18 protein-coding genes are annotated in these 22,028 nt (G+C 44.1%); 6 read left to right on the top strand and 12 right to left on the bottom strand.

Going from position 1 to position 22,028, the window contains the following annotated elements:
* Window positions 1–150 precede the first annotated feature (150 nt).
* The 3 genes from QUA45_RS02405 to QUA45_RS02395 all read right to left on the bottom strand — a co-directional run bounded on the left by QUA45_RS02405 (window position 151) and on the right by QUA45_RS02395 (window position 3,604).
* A complete protein-coding gene (locus QUA45_RS02405; protein WP_333219200.1) occupies window positions 151–2,145 on the bottom strand; it encodes a bifunctional serine/threonine-protein kinase/formylglycine-generating enzyme family protein in 1,995 nt (664 codons plus the stop codon).
* 640 nt (window positions 2,146–2,785) lie between these two features.
* A complete protein-coding gene (locus QUA45_RS02400) occupies window positions 2,786–3,214 on the bottom strand; it encodes an MAPEG family protein (protein ID WP_333095495.1) in 429 nt (142 codons plus the stop codon).
* 9 nt (window positions 3,215–3,223) lie between these two features.
* Window positions 3,224–3,604, bottom strand: a complete 381-nt coding sequence (locus QUA45_RS02395; protein WP_333219244.1) for a DUF6220 domain-containing protein — start codon at window positions 3,602–3,604, stop codon at window positions 3,224–3,226.
* Window positions 3,605–3,738: 134 nt separating this feature from the next.
* Here QUA45_RS02395 and QUA45_RS02390 point away from each other — a divergent pair, with 134 nt between their 5' ends.
* Window positions 3,739–4,485, top strand: coding sequence for a LuxR C-terminal-related transcriptional regulator (locus QUA45_RS02390; RefSeq protein WP_333219198.1), 747 nt, complete (start codon window positions 3,739–3,741; stop codon window positions 4,483–4,485).
* Window positions 4,486–4,592: 107 nt separating this feature from the next.
* Here QUA45_RS02390 and QUA45_RS02385 read toward each other — a convergent pair whose 3' ends face one another.
* The 3 genes from QUA45_RS02385 to QUA45_RS02375 all read right to left on the bottom strand — a co-directional run bounded on the left by QUA45_RS02385 (window position 4,593) and on the right by QUA45_RS02375 (window position 7,078).
* On the bottom strand, window positions 4,593–5,666 hold the full coding sequence (locus tag QUA45_RS02385; protein WP_333095499.1) for a M14 family metallopeptidase: 1,074 nt from the start codon (window positions 5,664–5,666) through the stop codon (window positions 4,593–4,595).
* A gap of 260 nt (window positions 5,667–5,926) precedes the next feature.
* Window positions 5,927–6,250 carry a hypothetical protein gene (locus QUA45_RS02380; RefSeq protein WP_333146484.1) on the bottom strand — a complete coding sequence of 108 codons (324 nt, stop codon included), beginning with the start codon at window positions 6,248–6,250 and terminating at the stop codon, window positions 5,927–5,929.
* A 657-nt stretch (window positions 6,251–6,907) separates the two neighbouring features.
* Window positions 6,908–7,078, bottom strand: coding sequence for a hypothetical protein (locus tag QUA45_RS02375; RefSeq protein WP_333219196.1), 171 nt, complete (start codon window positions 7,076–7,078; stop codon window positions 6,908–6,910).
* A gap of 886 nt (window positions 7,079–7,964) precedes the next feature.
* On the opposite strand from QUA45_RS02375, the gene QUA45_RS02370 reads away from it, so the two are divergent.
* Complete coding sequence (locus tag QUA45_RS02370) at window positions 7,965–13,655, top strand: AAA family ATPase (RefSeq protein WP_333219194.1); 5,691 nt, start codon at window positions 7,965–7,967, stop codon at window positions 13,653–13,655.
* Window positions 13,656–13,864: 209 nt separating this feature from the next.
* Here QUA45_RS02370 and QUA45_RS02365 read toward each other — a convergent pair whose 3' ends face one another.
* The 6 genes from QUA45_RS02365 to cpeB all read right to left on the bottom strand — a co-directional run bounded on the left by QUA45_RS02365 (window position 13,865) and on the right by cpeB (window position 18,505).
* Window positions 13,865–14,347: a quercetin 2,3-dioxygenase gene (locus tag QUA45_RS02365; RefSeq protein ID WP_333095504.1), complete on the bottom strand. Its 483-nt coding sequence runs from the start codon at window positions 14,345–14,347 to the stop codon at window positions 13,865–13,867.
* 173 nt (window positions 14,348–14,520) lie between these two features.
* Window positions 14,521–15,000: a GNAT family N-acetyltransferase gene (locus QUA45_RS02360; RefSeq protein WP_333095505.1), complete on the bottom strand. Its 480-nt coding sequence runs from the start codon at window positions 14,998–15,000 to the stop codon at window positions 14,521–14,523.
* Window positions 15,001–15,190: 190 nt separating this feature from the next.
* Window positions 15,191–15,805, bottom strand: coding sequence for a HEAT repeat domain-containing protein (locus tag QUA45_RS02355; protein WP_333095507.1), 615 nt, complete (start codon window positions 15,803–15,805; stop codon window positions 15,191–15,193).
* Between the two features lie 118 nt (window positions 15,806–15,923).
* Window positions 15,924–17,204, bottom strand: coding sequence for a HEAT repeat domain-containing protein (locus QUA45_RS02350; RefSeq protein WP_333095509.1), 1,281 nt, complete (start codon window positions 17,202–17,204; stop codon window positions 15,924–15,926).
* Window positions 17,205–17,376: 172 nt separating this feature from the next.
* Entirely contained in the window at window positions 17,377–17,871 is a 495-nt protein-coding gene (locus QUA45_RS02345) for a bleomycin hydrolase (protein WP_333067109.1), read from the bottom strand.
* Window positions 17,872–17,950: 79 nt separating this feature from the next.
* Window positions 17,951–18,505 carry a C-phycoerythrin subunit beta gene (gene cpeB / locus QUA45_RS02340; RefSeq protein WP_333067110.1) on the bottom strand — a complete coding sequence of 185 codons (555 nt, stop codon included), beginning with the start codon at window positions 18,503–18,505 and terminating at the stop codon, window positions 17,951–17,953.
* A 234-nt stretch (window positions 18,506–18,739) separates the two neighbouring features.
* Here cpeB and QUA45_RS02335 point away from each other — a divergent pair, with 234 nt between their 5' ends.
* The 4 genes from QUA45_RS02335 to QUA45_RS02320 all read left to right on the top strand — a co-directional run bounded on the left by QUA45_RS02335 (window position 18,740) and on the right by QUA45_RS02320 (window position 21,919).
* Complete coding sequence (locus QUA45_RS02335; protein WP_333095511.1) at window positions 18,740–19,276, top strand: phycobiliprotein lyase; 537 nt, start codon at window positions 18,740–18,742, stop codon at window positions 19,274–19,276.
* Window positions 19,277–19,326: 50 nt separating this feature from the next.
* The gene (locus QUA45_RS02330) at window positions 19,327–19,929 is read left to right on the top strand and encodes a chromophore lyase CpcT/CpeT (protein ID WP_333095512.1); all 603 of its coding nucleotides are present in this window, start codon (window positions 19,327–19,329) and stop codon (window positions 19,927–19,929) included.
* 226 nt (window positions 19,930–20,155) lie between these two features.
* The gene (locus tag QUA45_RS02325) at window positions 20,156–21,040 is read left to right on the top strand and encodes a phycobilisome linker polypeptide (RefSeq protein WP_333067113.1); all 885 of its coding nucleotides are present in this window, start codon (window positions 20,156–20,158) and stop codon (window positions 21,038–21,040) included.
* Window positions 21,041–21,151: 111 nt separating this feature from the next.
* Entirely contained in the window at window positions 21,152–21,919 is a 768-nt protein-coding gene (locus tag QUA45_RS02320; RefSeq protein ID WP_333067114.1) for a phycobilisome rod-core linker polypeptide, read from the top strand.
* Window positions 21,920–22,028: the final 109 nt, after the last annotated feature.

The raw sequence follows: 22,028 nt of genomic DNA, 5'->3' as shown, positions 1-22,028 counted from the left end.
GCGCTCGTCCATTCTCAAACCCGGTTTCTTGAAGAAACCGGGTTTGGGAATGGCGAGACAAGATCGATAGGCTTATTGCATAAATCTTTGATTAATAGGGAAACCGTAGAGGCATTTCAAGATAGGAGAAGGAATGCCTACAATTGGAGTCTAAACAACAGAAAGAACCACTCGAAAACCCACAATACTAGCCTTGCAATCCGGCTGATATCTGAGGCGACACGCGCTGCGACAATTCGGAGGATGATCGTTCCAAGAACCCCCCCGCAACAACCTCAGCGATGAGTCCCCGTCAGACTCCCAAACGCTACCATCAGCAGGCGCACCGTTATAATTATTGTGCCAAGAATCCGCGCACCATTCCCAAACATTTCCGTGGAAATCGTACAATCCGAAAGCATTAGGTTTAAAACTGCCAACATCTGTCGTTTGAAAGCGATAAATTCCCTTCGGCGCTTCAGCGTAATTAGAACTTCCGTTGTAATTTGCTAAGTCGCTGGTAATCGTTTCCCCAAAGTGAAACGGTGTCATAGTTTCCCCCCGGCAAGCATATTCCCATTGGGCTTCGCTAGGCAAGCAATAATTATGACCAGTTTTGCGAGAAAGTCGATCGCAAAACTCCACAGCCTCGTACCAAGATACATTTTCTACAGGTCGATTTGCACCTTTAAAACGGGCAGCATCGGGATTGAGAAATATTTTAATTTCCGGCAGCGCTGCAACTGCTGTCCACTGGGCCTGAGTGACTGGAAATTTGCCAATATAGAAAGATGCTAAAGTGACTGGGTGCTGGGGTTTTTCGTCGCTGTCACCCCGATTTTTTGGGGAACCCATGAGGAAAGTACCGCCAGGAACAGATACCATTTCCAGCACTGTACTGCTACCAAGATGTTCTTCAAAAAAACGCGCTTTGCCCCTGTTAACATTAGTTTCCTTCCCGCGCTTGTCTACTGTCACCACCTGAAATTCAAAAGTGCTTTTGGCAGCGGTAATTCTCTGCGAGGCAGTGTTACGAGGCGGATTGGTGTTGGATTTTTGCCTGGGATTGACAGAGATATTACTATTGATTTGACTGCTGTGATTGAGAGGAATATTTAAAGCAAGTGGCCCTCCCTTTGTCACGGAAGAATTTAAAGCAAGTGGTCCTCCCTTGACAAAAGGCGGTTGGGGAGGTAAAGAATAGAGATTTAAAGCTTTGATTACTTCATCAGCAGATTGATATCTATTTTTGAGATAATCTTGAATTAACTTATCTAAAATGTTTGTCAACTCGCTGCTGACTTTTGTACCGACTGGCAATCGTTCTCTCCAAATCCAGCCGCCATTTATCGGGTCATAAAGGTCATCGGAACCGTCAATTTTTGGCAAGCATTGAGTTAGCAGTCTCAGGCAAGTTATTCCCAAACTGTACAAATCGCTTCCGGGGAAAACTTGACCGCGCATTTGTTCTATCGGCGAATATCCGGGCGTTCCTACCGTCGTGCCTACTTTGCTCATCAGGGAGCCCGTCACTTGTTTGGAAATGCCGAAATCTATCAAAACTAACTCTCCCCGCCCTCCCCTTCGGAAAGCTGAATTCCGAAAATTTCCCGCCTTTGGCAGGGATGAGCTAACAGAGGTGCGCCGCCGCATGATATTCTCAAGTTTGATGTCTCGGTGAATGACATGGCGATCGTGCACAAATTTCAAAATCGGCAAAATATCTGCCAGTAACTGCCAAATTTTTTCTTCGCTAAAAACACCCTGCTGAGTTAATTCAGCCAGTAAAGTTTGCCCCTCAATCAACTCTTGTACTAAATAAAGTCGCTTGTCTTGCTCAAAATAAGCAATTAATCGAGGAATTTGGGGATGTTCGCCGAGTTCATAAAGTCGTTTCGCTTCTTGCTGAAACAATTCTGCAGCTTTTTCAAGTGCTGAGGTTCCTTGAAATTGCGGTACAAACTGCTTGATTACGCAGGGATCGTCCATGCGATCCGTATCTACCGCTTCATAAGTTCTGCCAAATCCCCCTTCGCCCAACAGTCGAATCACGCGGTAGCGGTTTCTGAAGAGAGGCGTGAGGTCGGACTGGCCGCAACTTTGACAGAATTTAGAATTGTCGGGATTGAAAGGATTGGAGCAACTTGGATTAGAACAGTAGAACATATCTGGGAAGAAATGATCTGGTTAAAGTTATGATATCATGTCGTGTTGATTTGTTAGTTGATATTCGGCTGGTAATTTATAATCGGTAATCGGTAATCGGTAATAGTTAATAGGTGGGTATTACCCCTCATTTGTGCGTTCCGAAGATATTCTGACTTGGGAATTATAACTTCCTGACTCGCTCACGATTCTTTAACGCCGGTATTCCTCGCCACATTCGCAAATCAACTGACATCAATCCCTAGATTTCTTAAACATCTGGTGAATCAGATGACATCCGCAGCCTCTCGCATCAAAGCAAAAACCCTAGAATTATCTGCTAAATGTTAGAAAGCAGGTATCAAGATATTTAGAGATAAATCCCGATCGCACTTTTGGCATGGATCTTCCTGTGAGTTCCAGACAACTGCCACATTCAGTTTAATACACGCTTAAACTGGGAGTAAACTGCGATCGGCTGATATATCTAAACTTATCGTTATTGGGGCAATCAATAATCTGTTCACAGATGCCAGTATGTTACAGCTCGGCGATCGCCCAAACCAAAAAGCGATCGCACTCTCCGTATAAAAATAAGACTATAAACTAACAGAGCGATCGCACCGAATTGAAGAGCGATCGATCTACGGTAATAGCGTACCTACGTGCCAAAGTGGATAATGGCTGCGCGGATCGCGATGAACCACACCGCGAGCGTGGCAAATAGGTAAAGGTAGAACCGAAGTATGATGAGATTGAATGTGCAATGGACAGCACTATGCAATGTGCGAAACACAACGAAGACCCACGCGGCGTTTACATACACTGTATCCACCTGCTTTGTGATGAAGAGGTATAGGACAAGTGCATAGAAAAGCATCGGAATCTCGAACAGATTTTTTAGGTTATCCGATGGATTGGATACGCTTGGTGGCGAGATTTGTGCCAGTGCGCCCGCTACAGCAAAATCCTTTTGACCGAGCTTTCTACTGGTGATAAAACTGATACGGCGGATGTACATATACACCCAGACTACGAGTGTAAGAAACACTGTGGCAAAGAAGGGAGTGAAGATGGCATCTTGCGTCATTTATACCTCTCAAATTTGATTGTTTTGATAGTTGCTGGACGATAAAGTGCGCGATATGTGATGTACAAGGCTTGAAGAAACATAGAGTAACGTAAATCCAATTAGAGGATGAAGTATCTTTAGGTGAAGAGGACTTTTGAGATGAATGCTGGCAAATTGTAGTCCAAGCAGCACTGGCAAACTTGCGGCGAGATGTCGTATTCTACGTGAGAATGGGGCGATAAACGACCACCCCAGTAATACTAATGACAGTCCACTGTACCCTCGCACTAGCCAAACATGAATATTCCACCATGCAGGATTATTGAAGTAGGCAACTCCAACTGTCAATAACTGAGCAATTAAGCAGACATTAAAGACTATTGAAGTCGCATAAAAGCCGATCGGCATCCAAGGTGTAGGAGCGCGGTCGATTTCCAAATCTGTTGTCATGTCAATTTGTTTTTGAGACTATAACGGTAATATAATTCGAGTATTGCAATGCTTCTAGACCTCGATCGGGTACTCTTTTTGACACCATGAGCATGACAAGTCCCTTGCAGCTTTTATTTGAAGCGATCGACCAGGTGAAGGATGAACAAGAGCTGCGATCGCAAATCGTGCCCAAAATCGGTGAGTATTTTGCAGCTAAACGATCTGGAATCTTTTTCTTCGATCGACTTCCTTTAGCAGATAGCAATTTTCAGAAAACATTAAAAGTTGCGCTATCGATCGAACATAATCCTGTTGCACGTTATTTAGTGGAGCGCCATGCTCCTGTCCATGAAGCATTAGTGACATCATCACCCAAGGTTTGGACAATAATTTGTCCCCGCCCCGATCATTGGCACGTGATGGCGGGGCCGATTGTCAGTCGCGGTCAATTAATGGGTGTAGTGGGTTGTACGCGCGATCGGTCAATGCCCGCCTTTGATACACAAAATCTAGCGGATTTGAGTGCCATCTGTTTGCATTTGTCTGTTTGGGCTGCAACAGTGCGCGAAGCTAAGCTATCCGGTAGGGCATCGCAACACCAACCTTTCAAGAGCTCACGCCTAACGCCTCGTGAATTGCAAATTGCCGAATTGGTTGCTTTGGGGCGAACCAACGCAGGAATCGGGAGGGAACTTTGGATTACTGAGAACTCAGTGAAGCAAGCTTTGAAGCGAATGTTCCGTAAGCTTGAGGTTTCGTCTCGTGCAGAAATGGTTGCACAGCTTTCAGCGACCAAATATAATTTGCCAAGTGCAAAAAGCTCTCCATCCAACTTGATGCAGAACACCCACCAATAAACTTAACGCTAGAAACCATGAGAGCGATCGCATTGAATTGAAGAGCGATCGCTCTACTGGTATTTTTAATGTATTGAGTATTGCGATCGCTTATCGTCGCAACTCCTTCAGTCCATCAACGCTCGTTTACAAACATCAAGTCCTTGAGTTAAGCATTGTTCTCGCCACTTGCGAGATCTGGGTGCAAACATTTCTACCAACTGGTTTTTTGTCCATTCATAGTTCTGGTCTGACTTACCCCACCAGTAAGCGCGATTCTCCGCCCGCAATGCCTTCAAGACTTTAATCGTTGAGTAAGTGCCAAATTCTGCAGTTAGTAAATCATAGCGACACTCTGGTAGAAGAGCTTGGCACCAAGTTTTTAATCCACCGCGAATTGGATATGACACACCTTCTGTATTGTTCGGTTCTATTGTTTCTGCTCCAAATCGTTGAGCTAGTCTTGAACAAGATTCTGATGTTGCAGATCCGTCAAACAAAAGCTTATAAGTTCCCCAGCGCCCTAAACCTGTGTGGAAATCAATATGCACTACCTCAGAAGCATTACCAATCCATTGGGGCAAATTGCTAGCTAGAATCTCTTGAGTTTTGGATGGAGCATGACCGCCAAAAAACAGCCCCTTTGGAAAATCGTATTGCCCTACAGGAAAAGTGTTTTTCAAACTCGTCATTCCATATCTCCAAATTAGCCAAAGAGCTTGAAAAATATAAGGTTCAAAGCGTGATGGCGACGACGTTGGATTTAGAAAGGAATTGAATTTAGGATAAAGCTTTGGGCTGCCATCAAAAAATTCTTCAGATAATAAAAAGTTACGGTTTAAGTCTATGTTGTTTTCATTCCAACGTCGTCGCCATGCAAAACCATAAGGATTCAGAGCATGAATAAATATAACCTTAAAATCAGGTGACAACGATCTGAGAAGTTGGTGATTTTCTAACAAGGTAAGTTGAATTGCAGAGCCCAGAAAGCCTTCTACTCCATGCAAGCCACTAGAAATGACTACACATCGTCGTGGGTTGGAAGAACCACCGATAGCCACATCAATAGTTAATTCTTCACCAGTTGGACTAACCCGATCGATTGGATAGGCAGTGTGCTGATAACCGACAGATGAAGATGCTGCTCGAAATCGCTCTCGTGCCGTAATGTAGTTGGGTGAAAATGCTTCTGAATAGCTCATAAATCTTGATTGCCCACCAGTAAGCTTACAACTATGGTTCAACAAATAACTCAGAGCTTATAACTATTAATTATACTGTAGTTGCTGTCTAACACTTCGATCGCCCAAACCAATATCACACTACCCATAGGACAATAAGGCTAGAAACTCAGAGAGCGATCGCACCGAATTAAAGAGCGGTCGCCCCCAGGTAATTTTGAAGTATTGGGTTTTGCGATCGAGTGTGGGAGACTACCATTCATCAAATGAATGATTAAATATTATTTTGTAGTTTGGGGCAGCAATTGATTTAGTGCACCACACAAGTATCGCTTCACCGTGTCTTTACTTGCACCCACCCCACTGGGAAGGGTAAAGATCATCTCAACATTTAATAGATTGCCGTCCATTGAGGCAAATACATCAATTGGCAAAGCACGTTGAAATGCTGTGGCGGGATTTTCAGCTTTCATTACACCTAAGTTCATATCCGTGCTGAGAGTCTTGATTCCCTCGCGGGCCAAAATTGGTCGTAATTGGGAAAATGCTCTCTCTATCGATAACCCCTCAACCTGAACACGTGCAGAAAAGGCGGCACCATTCAAAAAGTCCCCCTTTTTTTGAAAGCTTTCCTCACAGGTTGTGGCAACAGCGGGGGTAGCTAAACATATGAGAGCTAGAGTCAAGACAAGTGATCGCATATTAGCTTACTTATAATAATGAAACAATCATCAAGATCGTGATGCACCATTATAGGATAATTTGGCAAGTAATGCAAATGCCTTCGATGGTTTTTAGTATGAGTTGCAGTCCGGTTAGTATTTGCTGTTATTCTAGAACTAGAGCAACTAGAAGAATTAAGGGTAAAGACTAAAAGGGCGATCGTACTGAATAGAAAATCGATTTAATCTGTGGTGACATTTAAATTGTCTCTCAAAATAATTAAAGTCTTGTGGGGATTAGGGTCTGGGCATCCCTACCGCCCTGAATATACAATTTAAATGCGTGACAGCTTCAGGCTGGATGCTCATTTCTCAACAACATTTAGCTCACTTCATGTAGGTTTGTTTGTAGCTCATCTAAAGTTATCCGGGAGAATTGGCTCTCTCAAAAATCGGTAATATAGGCTACAGATAAACCAGTCTCATGCTCTTCCGATCGACCGGACTGAAGGTTCTGATAAAGTTAAACTTAAACAGCTTGACTTCCAAGCAAAATCGAATCAAACTAAGTTTAGTATCTATCAACCACTCTATGTAAAATCATTTAGATAGACGCTCCATGACACCAGCTAGAGAGCCAGCAATATTAGTATATCCAATACGGCTCTCCAAAAGTCTAGCATTTAGATATTTCGCAATCACATAATCCGCAGCGTGTAAACCATTTTCATCAACTTTATAGTCGCCTGTTTTTTTATCAATGATGACCATCTTGCCAACATTTTCTTCTAAGTCAATTTAGGGGTGGAGGCTGCTTTCATACAAATGTTTCGCACGACGCGGGACTTCTGCACGACTCACAAGGATTATTTACATACATTCCATTTTTGGTAATTTTTGATACTGGTACGGAAGTAACCTGTATTACGAGAATTCACCATGTTTCTGGAGCTAGTTGTTAGGTTTTATCTGCGTGATACATAGTCAGTGGCGCTGCAAGTTTGGCAGCAGCGTCGGGAGAACGAGTATTTGCTGGTTCCGATCCGGATCACCTTTAACTTATTTCATAATCGCATCTTGCTCGCTTACAGACTAGGTGTTCAACTTAGCGATGATCGGACGCTCAAGTAACTAAGTTCTGGCTAGCACACCCTTACAATAGACCTCTTAAAAAAGTACGCAAGGCGATCGCGAGCTGTACACTGTTAAAATCAACGATCGCACCCGGTCGAATTGCTGCAAATATATTGTAGTACGATATATAATCCTAAGTTAGAATAATTCAGGCTCAGACACATAATCAGCTACTGGGATGTAAAAAACCTAAAGTCTCAAAAAACTTGAAGCCTCTGTGCCGAGTACGTCCAGAGAACTTTAAACAGATGCTTTAGGTAGTGCGATCGCATAATGTATCTGGATGTGCTTGTCCAAGCCCCAATTCTTGCTTCTCCAACTCCAGCAGAGGTATTATAATTATAATTAAACATTAGATCGTGATGCACATTAGCATTGAATGAGCGGAGAAAATATTGGCACTTGCTAACAAGCTCATTCCCTGCTCGTTTGAATTTTCCCAACAGACCCTCCAACATCGCTGTCTCATATTCTCATCCATCAATTCCACATCCGAATAATCGAACTAATCGAAAAAACGAATATGAAAACCACGCTGCCCGGTTACAAACTCTTATCGTTGCCCCTTCATGAAGGGGTCAATACAGTTATTTATCGCGGCGTTAGGGAGTCCGAGCTAACTCCGGTTATAGTAAAAACCCTTAAAGCCGAGTATCCCACAATAGAAGAAATCGCGCGGTTGAGGCATGAATATAAAATCCTCGCAACTCTGGACATGGCAGGGATTGTCAAAGCTCACTCTTTGGAAAAGCATAATAACGGTCTGGCGCTAATATTAGAAGATTTTGGGGGAAAATCTCTGAAAAACCTAATGGTAGCTAAACACCTTGAAATAAGCGAATTTCTAAGTCTGGCAATTCATTTAGCCGAGACCCTAGCTCAACTGCATGAAAATAAGATTATCCATAAAGATATTAAACCGCAGAATATCATTATCAACTCCAAAACAGATAAAATTAAAATCATAGATTTTAGCATTTCCACTTACCTAGAGCGAGAAAACCAGATCCTCAGCAATCCCAACTTGCTAGAAGGCACCCTTGCCTATATGTCCCCAGAGCAAACCGGGCGGATGAATCGCTCAATTGACTACCGCACCGACTTTTACTCATTAGGGGTCACTTTTTATGAAATTCTGACTGGAAAGCTGCCGCATCAAGCCAGCGACCCCCTGGAATTAATTCACTGCCATATCGCTAAAAGACCAGTGCCACCCCATGAGCATATCGCTGAGATTCCCCAAGCAATTTCTGACATCGTAATGAAATTATTAGCCAAAACCGCTGAAGACAGATACCAAAGCGCCCTGGGGCTAAAAGCTGACCTAGAAATGTGCCGTCATCAACTGCAAACCCATGGGAAAATTGGCAACTTCTCAATCGGTAAGAGGGATAAATTTGGACAATTTCTTATCCCGCAAAAACTCTATGGCCGCGAGCAAGAAGTAGCCACTTTGATGGAAGCCTTTGAGCGAGTCTCCGGCGGAAACAGCGAAATGATGCTAGTGAGCGGCTACTCAGGAATTGGCAAATCTTCCTTAGTGAATGAAGTTCAAAAACCCATTCTTCGGCAGCGCGGCTATTTTATTTCGGGTAAATTTGACCAATTAAAGCGAAATATTCCTTATGCTTCTTTGATTCAAGCTTTCGCCGGCTTGATGCGGCATCTGTTAACAGAAAGTTCGGAAAAACTAGCGATTTGGAAACAGCAACTTTTAGAAGCTTTAGGCTCAAATGGCCAAGTCATAGTAGATGTCATTCCCGAAGTCGAACTGATTGTCGGGCCTCAAGGAGCGGTTCCGCAATTGGGGTCATCTGAATCCGAGAATCGCTTTAATCGCGTGTTTAAAGAATTCATTCATATATTTACTAAACCCTCACACCCGCTCGTCGTCTTTTTGGATGACTTACAGTGGGCAGATTCGGCATCGCTCAAGTTGATTCATCTGCTTATTTGTGACCCGGACAGCCAATATTTACTGCTGATGGGAGCCTATCGAGATAACGAAGTAAGTCCGACGCATCCGTTGATGCTAACGTTGGATGAGATTCAAAAAAATGGGGCGGTTGTAAATAATATCACTCTCCATCCTTTGGATATTGGCAACGCCAGCTTGCTGGTAGCCGATACCCTGAATGAGTCTTCTGTTGCGAGAAACCGGGTTTCTGAATTGGCCGAGCTACTTTTCAATAAAACCCAGGGCAATCCTTTCTTCTTGACTCAGATGTTCGCTACTCTGCATCAAGAAAAGCTATTGACCTTTGATTTCAGTGCTGGGTGCTGGCATTGGTCATTGAACCAAATTCAAGCGGTAGGCATCACGGATTATAATGTCGTCGAACTGATTGCCCGAAATATTCAAAAACTACCGGAGGAGACACAGGATGTCTTAAAATTAGCAGCCTGTATAGGAGACAAATTTAATTTAGACGTTCTGGCTATTGTCAAGGAAAAATCTCAGTCGGAAACGGCAACTGATTTGTGGGAAGCACTTCAGGCTGGCTTGGTTTTGCCCCTGAGCGAAGCCTACAAAATCCCTCTCGTTTTTACCTCCGATGAAATGAGCAGGGAAGTAAAGGAGAGAATAGCTTTAGATTCTCCTCTGCTATCATCCTCACCTGCCCCTTTGCCTTACAGCCATAACGCGCCTATCGCTTACAAATTTCTCCATGACCGCGTGCAGCAAGCGGCGTATTCTCTTATTCCGGAATCTCAGAAACAACAAACCCACTTTAAAATTGGTGAACTGCTACTAGAGCATACTCCAGCAGAGGAGATTGAAGAAAATATCTTTGAGATTGTCAATCAGTTAAATGTTGGGGCTGACTTCATCACCAATCAGGCAAAAAAAGATCGTCTAGCCCGATTAAATTTGATAGCAGGCAAAAAAGCTAAGGCAGCAACAGCTTATGAAACTTCCGCCAGACAACTACGGGTGGGGCTAGAACTCCTCAGGGAAGATAGCTGGGAAACTCAGTATGACCTGACGTTTTCTCTGTATGCGGAAGCGGCGGCGGTGGAATTTCTAAATATTAACTTCGAGCGCGCAAAAATGCTGTCTGAGGAGGCTCTCAAGCACGCGAAAACTCTGCTCGAAAAAGTCAAAGTTTATGAAATCCAAATGCAGTTTTATTCCTTGCAAAACCAGATGCAAGTCGCGTTAGATATCGGGCTGCAAGTTCTGGGTATGCTGGGTGTCTCCCTTTGTCCAGAGCCTCCACAAGAGATGAATACTGAGGCCTTAGCTCATCTGCCAGAAATGACGGATCTCAATAAGCGGATTGCTATGGGGATATTATGGAAATCCGCCCCTCTTGCTCATCATGTGACTCCTGCCTTATTTCCCGAATTCCCATTTACAATGATTCATCTTTGTATTCAATATGGTAATTCACCCCAAGCTGCTTCCGGCTATGGGATTTATGGCTTATTTTTGTGCGGGCCTCTGGGTGAAATTGAGGTAGGATATCGATTTGGACAGCTAGCTTTAAATTTGTTGGCTCGATTTGATGCCAAGGAAATCAAATCTCACGTCTATGTAGTTTTTAATGCTCATATTAGACACTGGAAAGAGCATGGGAAAGAAACCTTAGCACCATTGCTTGAGGGCATTAAAAGCGGTTTGGAAACAGGAGATTTAGAATATGTTGGTTATAATTCTATCTACTATTGCGATCATATACTTTTTACAGGCCAACCGCTGGAGTTTGTGGGTCAGAAGCAGGTGCAATACCTTAATTTACTTCTAAATCTTAAACAAGATTCCCATATTCGTTATTTAAAAACATGGAGACTAATGGTATTACAATTACTCGCCGCCCCTGAAGAAGAATATATGATAAAAGGCGAAGTTTTGAATGAAGAAGAAATCCTGCAACAGTCAATTGCCGACAATAAACATATGTTTATTTTTGTTGCTCACCTGACAAAATTAATTCGATTTTACTTGTTGAAAGATTACGCTCAGTCAGTGAAAAGCGCCCGCGAATCAGAAAAATACAAAGAAGGTGTACCTGGGCTGATGAGTAGTGTCGAACACAATTTCTATTATTCTATGGCTCTGCTAGCTCAATATTCAGAAGTTCCCAGCAGCGAACAAGAAGAATTCTTGAAGCAAGTGGCGAAAAATCAGGAAAAAATGCAGGAATGGGCTGTACATGGGCCGATGAATTATCAACACAAGTACGAGTTAGTGGAGGCAGAAAAAGCACGAGTCTTAGGAAAAATTGGCAAAGCGATGGAGTATTATGACGCTAGCATTCAAGGAGCCAGAGAACAGGGATACATTCAGGAAGAAGCCCTAGCTAATGAACGCGCTGCCGAGTTTTATTTCTCTCGCGGCCGGGAGAAGATAGCGGAGATTTATTTGACGGATGCTTACTATGGCTATGTTCGCTGGGGAGCGAAGGCAAAAGTGCAGGATTTATCAGAAGAATATCCTGAATTTTTCTCGCGAATACTGACGAAAGAAGCCCCCAGCTTCGACGTATCGCGGACGACCAGCTCGACGACTACGGGGAGTTTTGCAGCACTGGATTTCGCCTCTGTGATGAAATCTTCTCAAGCTATTTCTGGCGAAATTGTTCTGGAAAGTCTGCTTTCTAAGTTATTGAAAATTGCGATGGAGAATGCTGGGGCTGAAAAAAGCTACTTAATTTTAGAAAAAGATGGTCAACTGGTGGTAGAAGGCACGGCAAGCATAGATAATGATGAGGTCCTAGTGCTGCAATCCACCCCGATAGAAACTACTCAGAAATTGCCCTTTTCTATTCTCAATTATGTGGCTAGAACTCAGCAAAATGTGGTCTTAAATGATGCCAGTCGGGAGGGACTTTTTACCATGGATCGCTATATCGTCAACGCCCAACCGAAGTCGATTTTATGTATGCCAGTCGTCCATAAAGGAAAGCTCATTGGTCTGCTTTACTTGGAAAATAATCTGACAAGGAGTGCGTTTACTCCCGATCGTCTGGAAGTTTTAACTGTGCTCTGTTCTCAAGCGGCGATTTCCCTGGAAAATGCCCGACTCTATGCCAATTTGTCTGAGGCGACTGACAACCTGAAACAAGCCAATGAGCAATTAGAAGATTACAGCCGGACTTTAGAACATAAAGTGGAAGAGAGGACGCAGGAACTAAAGGAAAAAAATCTGCTCCTGAGGCAGGAAATTCGCGATCGCGTGCAGATAGAGCAAGCTCTGCGAATATCAGAAGCGCAATTAAAAAAACAAGCCGAACAATTAGAGCTTTCTTTCCAAGAACTCAAGCGCACCCAGACCCAGCTAATTCAGACGGAGAAAATGTCCTCCCTCGGACAGATGGTGGCCGGGGTGGCCCACGAAATTAATAACCCGATTAACTTCATATATGGCAACCTGAGTCACGTTAGGACATACAGTGAAGACATACTAGGACTGGTGAAACTCTATCAAGAACAATACCCCTATCCTACAGCAGCGATTGTTGAGGATATTGAGGCAATCGAATTAGATTTCTTGATGGAAGACTTACCCAAAGTGCTGGATTCGATGAAGGTGGGGGCAGACCGAATTCGCGAAATAGTCCTCTCCCTGCGAAACTTCTCGCGACTGGATGAAGCGGAAATGAAAGAGGTCGATATCCATGAGGGCATCGATAACAGCCTACTGATTTTGCAGCACCGACTGCAAGCTAAATTAGACCAGCCTGCTATTCAAATAATTAAAGAGTACGGCCCGCTGCCGCTGGTGGAGTGCTATGCCGGCCAACTGAACCAGGTGTTTGTAAATTTACTGGCGAATGCGATTGACACTCTCAATGACCAAAGGGGGCCGCGCACGATCGCAATTCGCACCTCAGTGGGGTATGGGGAAGAAGAAAAATCCCCGATTTCCAATCCCCCCCTTGCCGAAAGCTCTACAATTTCTTCGGTTGAGGTGGATTCCCACAACCTCGCCCCGACCCGGAAAGCTCCCCAATTTGTTGTGATTCGCATTTGCGACAATGGCCCTGGTATGACAGAGGAAGTAAACCGGCGGTTGTTCGACCCGTTCTTCACGACGAAACCCGTAGGGAAGGGCACGGGTCTGGGGCTGTCAATCAGCTACCAGATTGTGGTAGAAAAACACCGCGGACAGTTGAAGTGTGTTTCTCATCCCGGTGAGGGGGCAGAGTTCATCATTCAGATTCCTATTCGACAGGCTTATCAAAAATTGGCTTTGCAAAGCCAAACCTGATGAGTAGTTGTTATTGGTATTTCCATTCGTCTCTCTACAGGACTAAGTTGGAGGTATAGAATGCGATCGCAAATTAGATTTCAACCGGGGAATCTAGAACTCACACTTCACCGTCCAAGGATTGGTCGTACCCGCAATCTCTCTTCAGTTCCAATTAGAATCTCCAACGATTAGCCTTTATTTGATTACAACCTGTAGCTTATAAGGACTTACGCTTCAGGGGGTAAGATTGTGAGTCCATATTTGGGTGCAGTCGCTAGCAGTTTATCGATCGCAGCTTGATCCGGCACAGGTGGATTGAGCGGATCGGCTACAGGTCTCCCAACTTCAGCAAAAAACATCTCCAAACCAGCAGGTGTTATCCAACACAACATTCGCGCTCGCGCCGTTCCAGTATTTTTTAAACTGTGTTTTTGTCCCCTGGGAGAATGTAAGAACGTACCGGGTGTTGCCAAAATAGTTTGGTCATCTAAGCGAAACTCGACTTCACCCTCAAGAACGTAAAACGCTTCATCTTCACGGCTATGAATATGGGGAGGCGTACCGACATCAGGATTACATAAAATCTCAATCAGCGCATATTGCCCCTGAGTGTTCTGCCCCAATGCCTTGAACGTGACAGCATCACCGGCAACTGTCAAAACATCGCCTTCGTGAGGCATCATGACTATTCCTTGTTGGTTTAAAGTCATCTGAGCTCCTCGTTTCTGCTATACGAGCGGTGTACAAGTAGAGTTTTCGATTTGAATTTAGTGGAATTACCGCCTAGTTTTGGGGCTATTTGAATTACCACTTCACTCATAAGAGCGGGCGATCGCATTAAGTTGAAGTATACAATGCGCGAGCGAAATCAACACATCTGCACTTAGAGCTTCTTGAAGTATCTGGCGACTGGGAATAGCTCGAAGCCCACCTTTTCATAGGTGTGACGGGCTCTTTGATGACCTGGATCGCCCCCAGTCTCAACCATAGCAATAGACATCCCCGCATCTTTCATCCAACCGAGAGCGAATTCTATTAAAGCACTACCAATGCCGCGACCTTGAAAGTCTGGATCGACAGCAACCATGTAGATTTCACCCATGCTGTCCTCTGAGTGTAGTTTCACAGCTACAAAGCCCACAGTAGAACCTGCATCGATCGCAACCCATACATTCGTGTCTTCCGCAGCACAGACATCCTCCACAGCTTTTTGCTGGCTCACACGCCAATGATTGGGATAGAATGCTTGGTAAACATCAGCGTTCATCGCCTTCTGAATCGAATCAAAGACCGGAGTCCAGGCCCTAAGTGAAAGACGAATAACAGCATCAAGGTGGCAAGGGTCGTAGGGTTCAATTTGCATTCCCACATGAACTCCTGTTAACTCTGAAAGCTGGCGTTGTTGAATAGAGGTATGAATTTAAGATTTCCCAATACCTATAAGCGAAAAGTTGATTCATACCGTGAATCAGCAAAGCCCAAAGTTTTATCATAGCTTAGTCTGCTGCAAGTGCTGTGTGCGCTCAAGAGTAGTGCTAAAAATCTCACTAAATCTAACTATCTGCACGCTTGTAATTAATCACTAAATCTAACCGGGATAAAGAACTTGTCGCTGATTCCCGCACATAAGAATCCACCGATTCATCATTCGCAAATGTGGTCAGAACTTCTACACAACGTCGATCGCCCAGCGAAGCAAGAGCATTCACGATCGCCACCTGTACCGCCACATTATCCGTTGTTTTGAGCGACTCCACCAAAATCTCAAAAGCAGAGGAACCCATCTGCCCCAAGGCCATCACTGAAGCAATATTAACCACAGGATTCGGATCGTCGATCGCCTTTTTTAATCCCTGCAAGCCTGCTTCAGGAAACGGCAACTCTGGATAATTAATCGCAATTTGTGCCAATACCTTCGCCGCACTCCCTCGCACAGTCACATTATCACTGTTTAACAATGCGTCCACCACCGATGGCACGGCATCTTCACCAATCACGCCCAAAGCTTTTACGGCCGCCCGACGATAGGTGACATCTTCTTCATCTAAAATGCCCACCAGTCGAGAAATTGTATTTTCATCGCGGGAATCGGCAATTTCAAACATTGCCCGATCGCGCAGATGAGGATTCGGGTGTTTTAGTTGTTCAAACAAAGCATCTGTTGTCATGGTTTTGGTGGTTTTATAGCAGTTGACAGTTGATAGTTGACAGTTGTATGGCGGTTCAAGCGCGTGGTGAGGTATGCCCTATGCCCTATGCCCTATGTCCTATGCCCTATTAAGATAATTAGGATGTTACCGAAGTATGAGCATCTACTTTAGCTCTAACCAACCAATCTTGGTCAGCCGCAGCAATTTCATAACCGCTGACATCACCAAGTTTTTCTAGTGCCATTAATGCAGCATACTTCAAATCCCAGATTTTAGTTTTCAGACAGGCTTTCAATTCTGGAATAGCACGTTGTTCTCCCAGTTCCCCCAGGGCGATCGCTGCCGCTGCACGGGATTTCTGAAACTGCGGTTGGGGGTGATGCAAAGCTTCCAATAACAAATCGTAGGCTGGAGAATGTTTTAACCAACCAAACAATTTTACCACATGAAAATGCGCTCCATAGTCATTATTTGCTTCTTCAGCAAATGTAGCAAACAGGGCGGCTGGTGCGTCCTCTGAGTAATTTTTCAGTATCGTTTTAGCTGCTAAATAGCAACGTCCAAAATCTGTTTCGTATAATTGGCGAATCAAAAACGGTAAGTCGGGTAATTTTTCATAACTATGCACTAGATCTAAATCTGCTGGATAATCTCTTAATGTTTGTTCCAAATGGGGTTTAATAGTAGCAAATGTCAGGAAGTTGTCAGCAATTCCTGCTTCGGCTAACATCCTAATTCCTCTGAGGCGAAAGACTAAAGATACCGGACATCTGGCAATATTTGGAATTGCATCGTAGTAACGCGCATCTATCAAATCCTGAATAGATAATCTGCGCCCAAGGACATTTTTGTGCTGCAACATCGCGACAACTTTTCCCATTTGAGAAAAGTCTCTGGTTAAGCGACAAATTGCGGCGATCGCAGCACTAGCAGTCGGCGGATCAGTATCATCGACAAACCTGCGAATTCTGGCTACGGCTGGCTGATAATCTAATTTAGTTAGGGTGTGGATAATTACCCGGTAGGTTTGTCCCGGTTTGTCCAGCAATTGAGCAACTTCTGCTAAAATATCCGGATCTTGAGTGCCAATTTCGCCGATCGCCCAAACAGCATTTTCCACCGTGTAGCAGTCATCATCCGCCAGACAGGTGCGAATCACCGGCAATGCTTGCACAGCTTGCAGTCTTCCTAATGTTTCCACCGATTTGCGCCGCACAATCCGGTTTTCCAGCACCGGATCGGTTTGTTGTACTGCTCGCATCAGTGCTGCGATCGATCGATCGCTTGAGAAATTGATCAAGTGGGAAGCAGCTATGTAGCGGGAATCCTCTTCGCCGATTTGGGCTTGGGGCGTATCTAAAAGTGCGATCGCCTGGTCTTCCGTTAAATTAAAAAAACTAAAAAAGCGTTTATCCATAAAATTAGCAGTCTGCAATAACTATAATATGATATGCCTATTAAAATACAATAACAAGCCTAGGAATTCTTTACCCTTACCTCACCAAAATTGGTAAAGCAATGAGCCAAGAGTTCCTAGACTTGTCGGGGTATCAACTACCCACTTGCGACATTACAAACCTGCCAATTAATTAGGACAGGGAGTTGATCGCGTAGTCGAGGAGAGCATTGTACTCGGTCAAAGCTTGAGCGGACATATCGCGAGGAGCGCAACCGCGATTGCGAGCAAAGCTTAATGCTTCAACGTAAGGAGCAGTCGGCAAGCCCAAAGCACGATAAACTTCGCGTTGACCAGCAATACCCCATTCGTCCAGAGGGCCTGTGCCGCCAACAACTAAGCAGTATTGGACCAAGCGCAGGTAGTGCTTGATGTCACGATGGCATTTTGCTTTGAAAGTATCGGTGGAGTTAGCTTGACCGGATTCGTTCAAGTAAGGATACTTTTTGATGCAAGCATCATAAGCTTCTTTAGCAACTGCGTCGAGGTTGTTGCCTAGTTTTTCTGCAGCTTCTAAACGAGCAGCAGAGCGTTGAATAGAACCTTGAACTGATTCTAAATCTGAGGTGCTAGGGAAGCGGCCTGCTGCATCAGCAGAGGCAATAGCTGTGGTGAGAACTGATTTCATTTCCTAAAACTCCTAAAGTGATTTTGATGACAGTGAGCGTAGTTTCAATTTTGCTGAGCCAATTGCGATTAGCAATGGACTAGCTCAGTGCAGAAATGATGCGATCGAAGTAGCTGGAAGCTTCAGCAACGAGGCTAGCACAACGATCTTCTACTACAGGACTGCCCATTTTGCGGAGCTTAGCACCAGCAAATTTTTCGCTAGGATTGTCTTGGATGTGAGCAGCGGCTTGAGCCTTCATGATTTGAACGGCACGCACGGTGGAGGTGGTGGGCACGCCCAAAGCTGCGTAGGTTTCTTTCAAACCATTCAAGCAACGGTCATCAAGAACAGAAGCATCACCAGCCAACAAAGCGTAGGTTACATAGCGCAAAATGATTTCTGCATCGCGCAAGCAAGCAGCCATGCGGCGGTTAGGATAGCAGTTACCACCAGCTTGAATCAAGCCTTGGTTTTCGCAGATCATACCGGCAACAGCATCAGAAACCATGCAGCTAGCATTGCTGGCGATCGCGTTTACAGCATCCAAGCGTCGGTTGCCGTTGGCAACGAAAGCTCTCAGGGCACTAATATCACCGACGGTGGAGGTGCTGGCATCGGCTGCAACTACAGCTCTTGAAAAAGCGTCAAGCATTGAGTTCTCCTTAACTTAGAAAAATTATTTCTGATCTCAGTTGGTCAACTTGGTGACGAACTTAATGGTTTTGAATATATCTCTGGGGTGTTGCCTCTGTCTCATTCCTGAGAAACAAAGTAACAATTTGTTACTTTTGTCGCTAAAAGCACTTTTTTTTCGTGGACAGGGGCGCAAAAAGTGGAGTTCTGAAGACAAGAATATTTTGGCTCTTGCCCCTGTACAATATTTTCCATGAACCATATTAAGCAGTTTGTTGAAAATTCTCTAGGACGGTGGCGATCCCAGCGCAGCGCCCATCATTTGACTTTCAGACACTTTGAAGCTGTGCAGTCAGTCATTGATATCGTTGCTATCTCACCGGGCGATCGGGCAGTAATGGAACTCTGTCAATTGTATAATGTTGACCCATCCCAAGCAGTAATGCCTTTTCAAATGAGTTGGGAGGGTGAGTCAGATTGGGATGAGAATTCTGAGGTTAAGGGGAGTTGTATTCTTGTACCAATCCCCGATCCAAATGTACCTAATCGAGGTAAGTTATTACGAGATCAAGGTTATGCTGAAACTATTGCCGCAGCAGGTGACTATCACATCACAGAGGATGGAACTTTTGTGCTTTTGACTAGCTACGAACACGCCGCAGCGGAAGAAAAAATCTGGTTTGCTAATCCTAATTTACGGTTTCGTGTTTCCCTAATTAAAACCAGTGGAGGAAGTGGGGTAGTAACGGCATCATTTTCCTCAGAGATTCGTTCGCTGTCAGGGAATTAGTGAATTGCTAATTGCTATTAATCAACTTTATTCTACCTTCTTCTTAGCATATGAATTCAGTTAAAAGCAATGATTTAATCACTTTAGCTCAGTGGATGGCTGGGGATTTTAGTAACTATCAACAATCCTTTGATAACCCACAACAATTTGCCCATATTCGGATATTTTTTCGTCCCTTACCCTTTGAATTTTTCAATGCCATTGGCTTTTACTCTGAACAGGTTTACGACCACGATCTGTGGACTCCCTATCGTCAGGGAGTTCATCGCTTAATTGACCAGGGGGATCAGATTTATATTGAAAATTATAGCCTCCAAGACCCCATACAGTATGCCGGAGCCGCACGAGAATTAAGCATTCTCAAAACTATTAAACCAGATAGTCTGCAACGACGCTATCACTGTTCCATGATTTTTAAACGAGACGGCGAAATGTTTCGAGGCGGTGTGGAACCAGGAAACCTTTGTCTCATCGAAAAAAGAGGTTGTTCCACCTACCTAGTCAGTGATGTCGAAATTACAGAAACAACTTGGAGGAGCCTCGATCGAGGTCTGGACGTAAATACCCATCAACAGGTTTGGGGGTCGGCTTTTGGCTCTCTACAGTTTGAAAAGCGTCAAAGTTTTGCTACTGAGTTACCTCACATCGTATAACTTATCGGCTTAATAATTTCAAGTCACATTCGCCATATATTACAATTTTGTATTTTGTAATACAGAATAAATATTGCAATAAAAGACTCCGAACCCAGATTTCCACCTCTTTTTGTAGTACAAATAAGCTCCCCGATCGGATTTTATGTTAAGTTATGTAAAGTTTTTTAATATAACGTCTAAGTATGGTAGTTTCTCATGTAATACAATCGTGGAGAGTTTTTAAATGGTTTTTGGACCTGCATCTCGACTTGGAGTCAGTTTATTTGAAGAAACACCTCGTTTAGAACTAATTCCAGGACGTTCACAAGAAGAAGTAGAAACCATTATTAATGCCGTTTATCGGCAAGTTTTGGGTAATGCTTACGTCATGGAAAGTGAACGAGCGACGATTCCTGAATCCCAATTCAAAAGTGGTGAATTCAGTGTGCGCGAATTTGTCCGCGCTCTGGCAAAATCAGACGCTTACCGCTCTCGCTTTTTTGATACTTGTCCTCGCTATCGGTTTATTGAACTCAATTTCAAACATCTTCTAGGTCGGGCTCCTGATGGCTTAGAAGAAATGAGGGCACATAGCACCATTCTAGATACTGAAGGCTTCGAGGCAGAAATTGATTCTTACCTCGACAGTGATGAATACCAAAATGCCTACGGGGAAAATATCGTTCCCTATTTCCGAGGCTACAAAACCCAGCCAGGACAAAATATGGTTGGGTTTACTCATATGTTTGCTCTCTTGCGCGGAGCTTCCAGTAGCGACCTCAAGGGCAGTCTTTCTGGAAAAACCCCTGTTCTGAATAAATTCGTGATTCAGCAAACCCCCCTACCCATAGTTCCCCCTTCAGGTGGTGCAGTTGGAGATGGTTGGGCATTCCAAGAGTCTGGTATCAATTCACGTACTCGTGCTGGATTAGGCGCCTCAGCAGAAGGCAAAGTTTATCGCATTACGGTGACTGGATATCGTTCTTCAGCAACGACTGTGATGAACCGAGTTTCTAAATTTCGCTCTAGCAATCAAGCCTATCTCGTACCATTTGATAGGCTCTCGCAAGAATATCAACGCATCCACAAACAAGGCGGCGTAATTTCCAGCATCACTGCTGTCAACTAACAACCGCTCAAACTTCTGCCTTAACGACTTGGGGAATTATCTCCCTGAGCGTGTCTTTCGCAATCCCTAATTCTCTGTTTTGAAGCGTTATTTATTCTTAGGAGAAACTCCATGAGTGTCGTTTTAGATGCGCCAGTAGAACTTTGGCCTACCAGCAGCTCAGATGATAAACAGGCAATAATTCGCGCTGTTTACAAGCAAGTATTGGGCAATCCCCATGTCATGGAAAGTGAACGCCTGACTATTGCAGAATCCAAGTTGTGCGATGGCACGATAACGGTACGAGAATTTGTCCGCGCTGTGGCTAAATCTGACTTTTATCGCAGTCGGTATTTTGAATCCTGCGCTCCTTACCGCTTTGTCGAGCTAAACTTCAAACATTTGTTGGGTCGCGCTCCTTTAGCTCAAGAGGAACTTTCGGAGCATATTTGTCGGTGTACGCAAGAAGGCTACGAGGCAGAAATTGATTCTTATCTCGATAGTCCAGAATATCAGGAAAAATTTGGCGAGAATACAGTCCCTTATTATCAAGGGGCAAAAAGTCAAGTAGGACAAAAGCAAGTCGGCTACAATCGCACCCTTTCCCTGTATCAAGGTTATGCAGGAGTTGATAGTGCTTTTACCGCTTCTCGCTTAGTAGATTTTGTGGCTGGTAATAGCGGTAACAAGATTACTTTACCAACAACAGGCGGTCGGATCAGTGCTTACAAAGATGCTACCGAAAAGACATTTAAGATTTTAGTCAAGGGGTCTAAATTTGATAGTCCTCGCCGACTAAGTAACACTGAATATCTTGTATCCGGTGGGAATATGACTCCGCAAATTCAGCGCATTCATCGTGCAGGTGGCAAAATTGTCAGCATCACAGAAGTTGCTTGAGGCATAGAGTGATTAGCGGGTAGAGAAGTAGTAAAAAATTACTTCTCTATCCCTCTCTGAAACAAGCGCGATTTTTATCTTATCACCCTCCCAATTATGAAAGCGATAA

The organism is Microcoleus sp. Pol12A5 (assembly GCF_036701435.1).
GTDB lineage: Bacteria > Cyanobacteriota > Cyanobacteriia > Cyanobacteriales > Microcoleaceae > Microcoleus.
Note: the sequence above shows the minus strand (reverse complement) of the source record. Positions and strands in the feature narration are given on the sequence as shown.

What these genes read in the sequence shown, in the direction of transcription:
- QUA45_RS02405 (WP_333219200.1), bottom strand. Translation starts at nt 2,145, where the DNA reads ATGTTCTACTGTTCTAATCCAAGTTGCTCCAATCCTTTCAATCCCGAC.
- QUA45_RS02400 (WP_333095495.1), bottom strand. Translation starts at nt 3,214, where the DNA reads ATGACGCAAGATGCCATCTTCACTCCCTTCTTTGCCACAGTGTTTCTT.
- QUA45_RS02395 (WP_333219244.1), bottom strand. Translation starts at nt 3,604, where the DNA reads ATGCCGATCGGCTTTTATGCGACTTCAATAGTCTTTAATGTCTGCTTA.
- QUA45_RS02390 (WP_333219198.1), top strand. Translation starts at nt 3,739, where the DNA reads ATGACAAGTCCCTTGCAGCTTTTATTTGAAGCGATCGACCAGGTGAAG.
- QUA45_RS02385 (WP_333095499.1), bottom strand. Translation starts at nt 5,666, where the DNA reads ATGAGCTATTCAGAAGCATTTTCACCCAACTACATTACGGCACGAGAG.
- QUA45_RS02375 (WP_333219196.1), bottom strand. Translation starts at nt 7,078, where the DNA reads ATGGTCATCATTGATAAAAAAACAGGCGACTATAAAGTTGATGAAAAT.
- QUA45_RS02370 (WP_333219194.1), top strand. Translation starts at nt 7,965, where the DNA reads ATGAAAACCACGCTGCCCGGTTACAAACTCTTATCGTTGCCCCTTCAT.
- QUA45_RS02365 (WP_333095504.1), bottom strand. Translation starts at nt 14,347, where the DNA reads ATGACTTTAAACCAACAAGGAATAGTCATGATGCCTCACGAAGGCGAT.
- QUA45_RS02360 (WP_333095505.1), bottom strand. Translation starts at nt 15,000, where the DNA reads ATGCAAATTGAACCCTACGACCCTTGCCACCTTGATGCTGTTATTCGT.
- QUA45_RS02355 (WP_333095507.1), bottom strand. Translation starts at nt 15,805, where the DNA reads ATGACAACAGATGCTTTGTTTGAACAACTAAAACACCCGAATCCTCAT.
- QUA45_RS02350 (WP_333095509.1), bottom strand. Translation starts at nt 17,204, where the DNA reads ATGGATAAACGCTTTTTTAGTTTTTTTAATTTAACGGAAGACCAGGCG.
- QUA45_RS02345 (WP_333067109.1), bottom strand. Translation starts at nt 17,871, where the DNA reads ATGAAATCAGTTCTCACCACAGCTATTGCCTCTGCTGATGCAGCAGGC.
- cpeB (WP_333067110.1), bottom strand. Translation starts at nt 18,505, where the DNA reads ATGCTTGACGCTTTTTCAAGAGCTGTAGTTGCAGCCGATGCCAGCACC.
- QUA45_RS02335 (WP_333095511.1), top strand. Translation starts at nt 18,740, where the DNA reads ATGAACCATATTAAGCAGTTTGTTGAAAATTCTCTAGGACGGTGGCGA.
- QUA45_RS02330 (WP_333095512.1), top strand. Translation starts at nt 19,327, where the DNA reads ATGAATTCAGTTAAAAGCAATGATTTAATCACTTTAGCTCAGTGGATG.
- QUA45_RS02325 (WP_333067113.1), top strand. Translation starts at nt 20,156, where the DNA reads ATGGTTTTTGGACCTGCATCTCGACTTGGAGTCAGTTTATTTGAAGAA.
- QUA45_RS02320 (WP_333067114.1), top strand. Translation starts at nt 21,152, where the DNA reads ATGAGTGTCGTTTTAGATGCGCCAGTAGAACTTTGGCCTACCAGCAGC.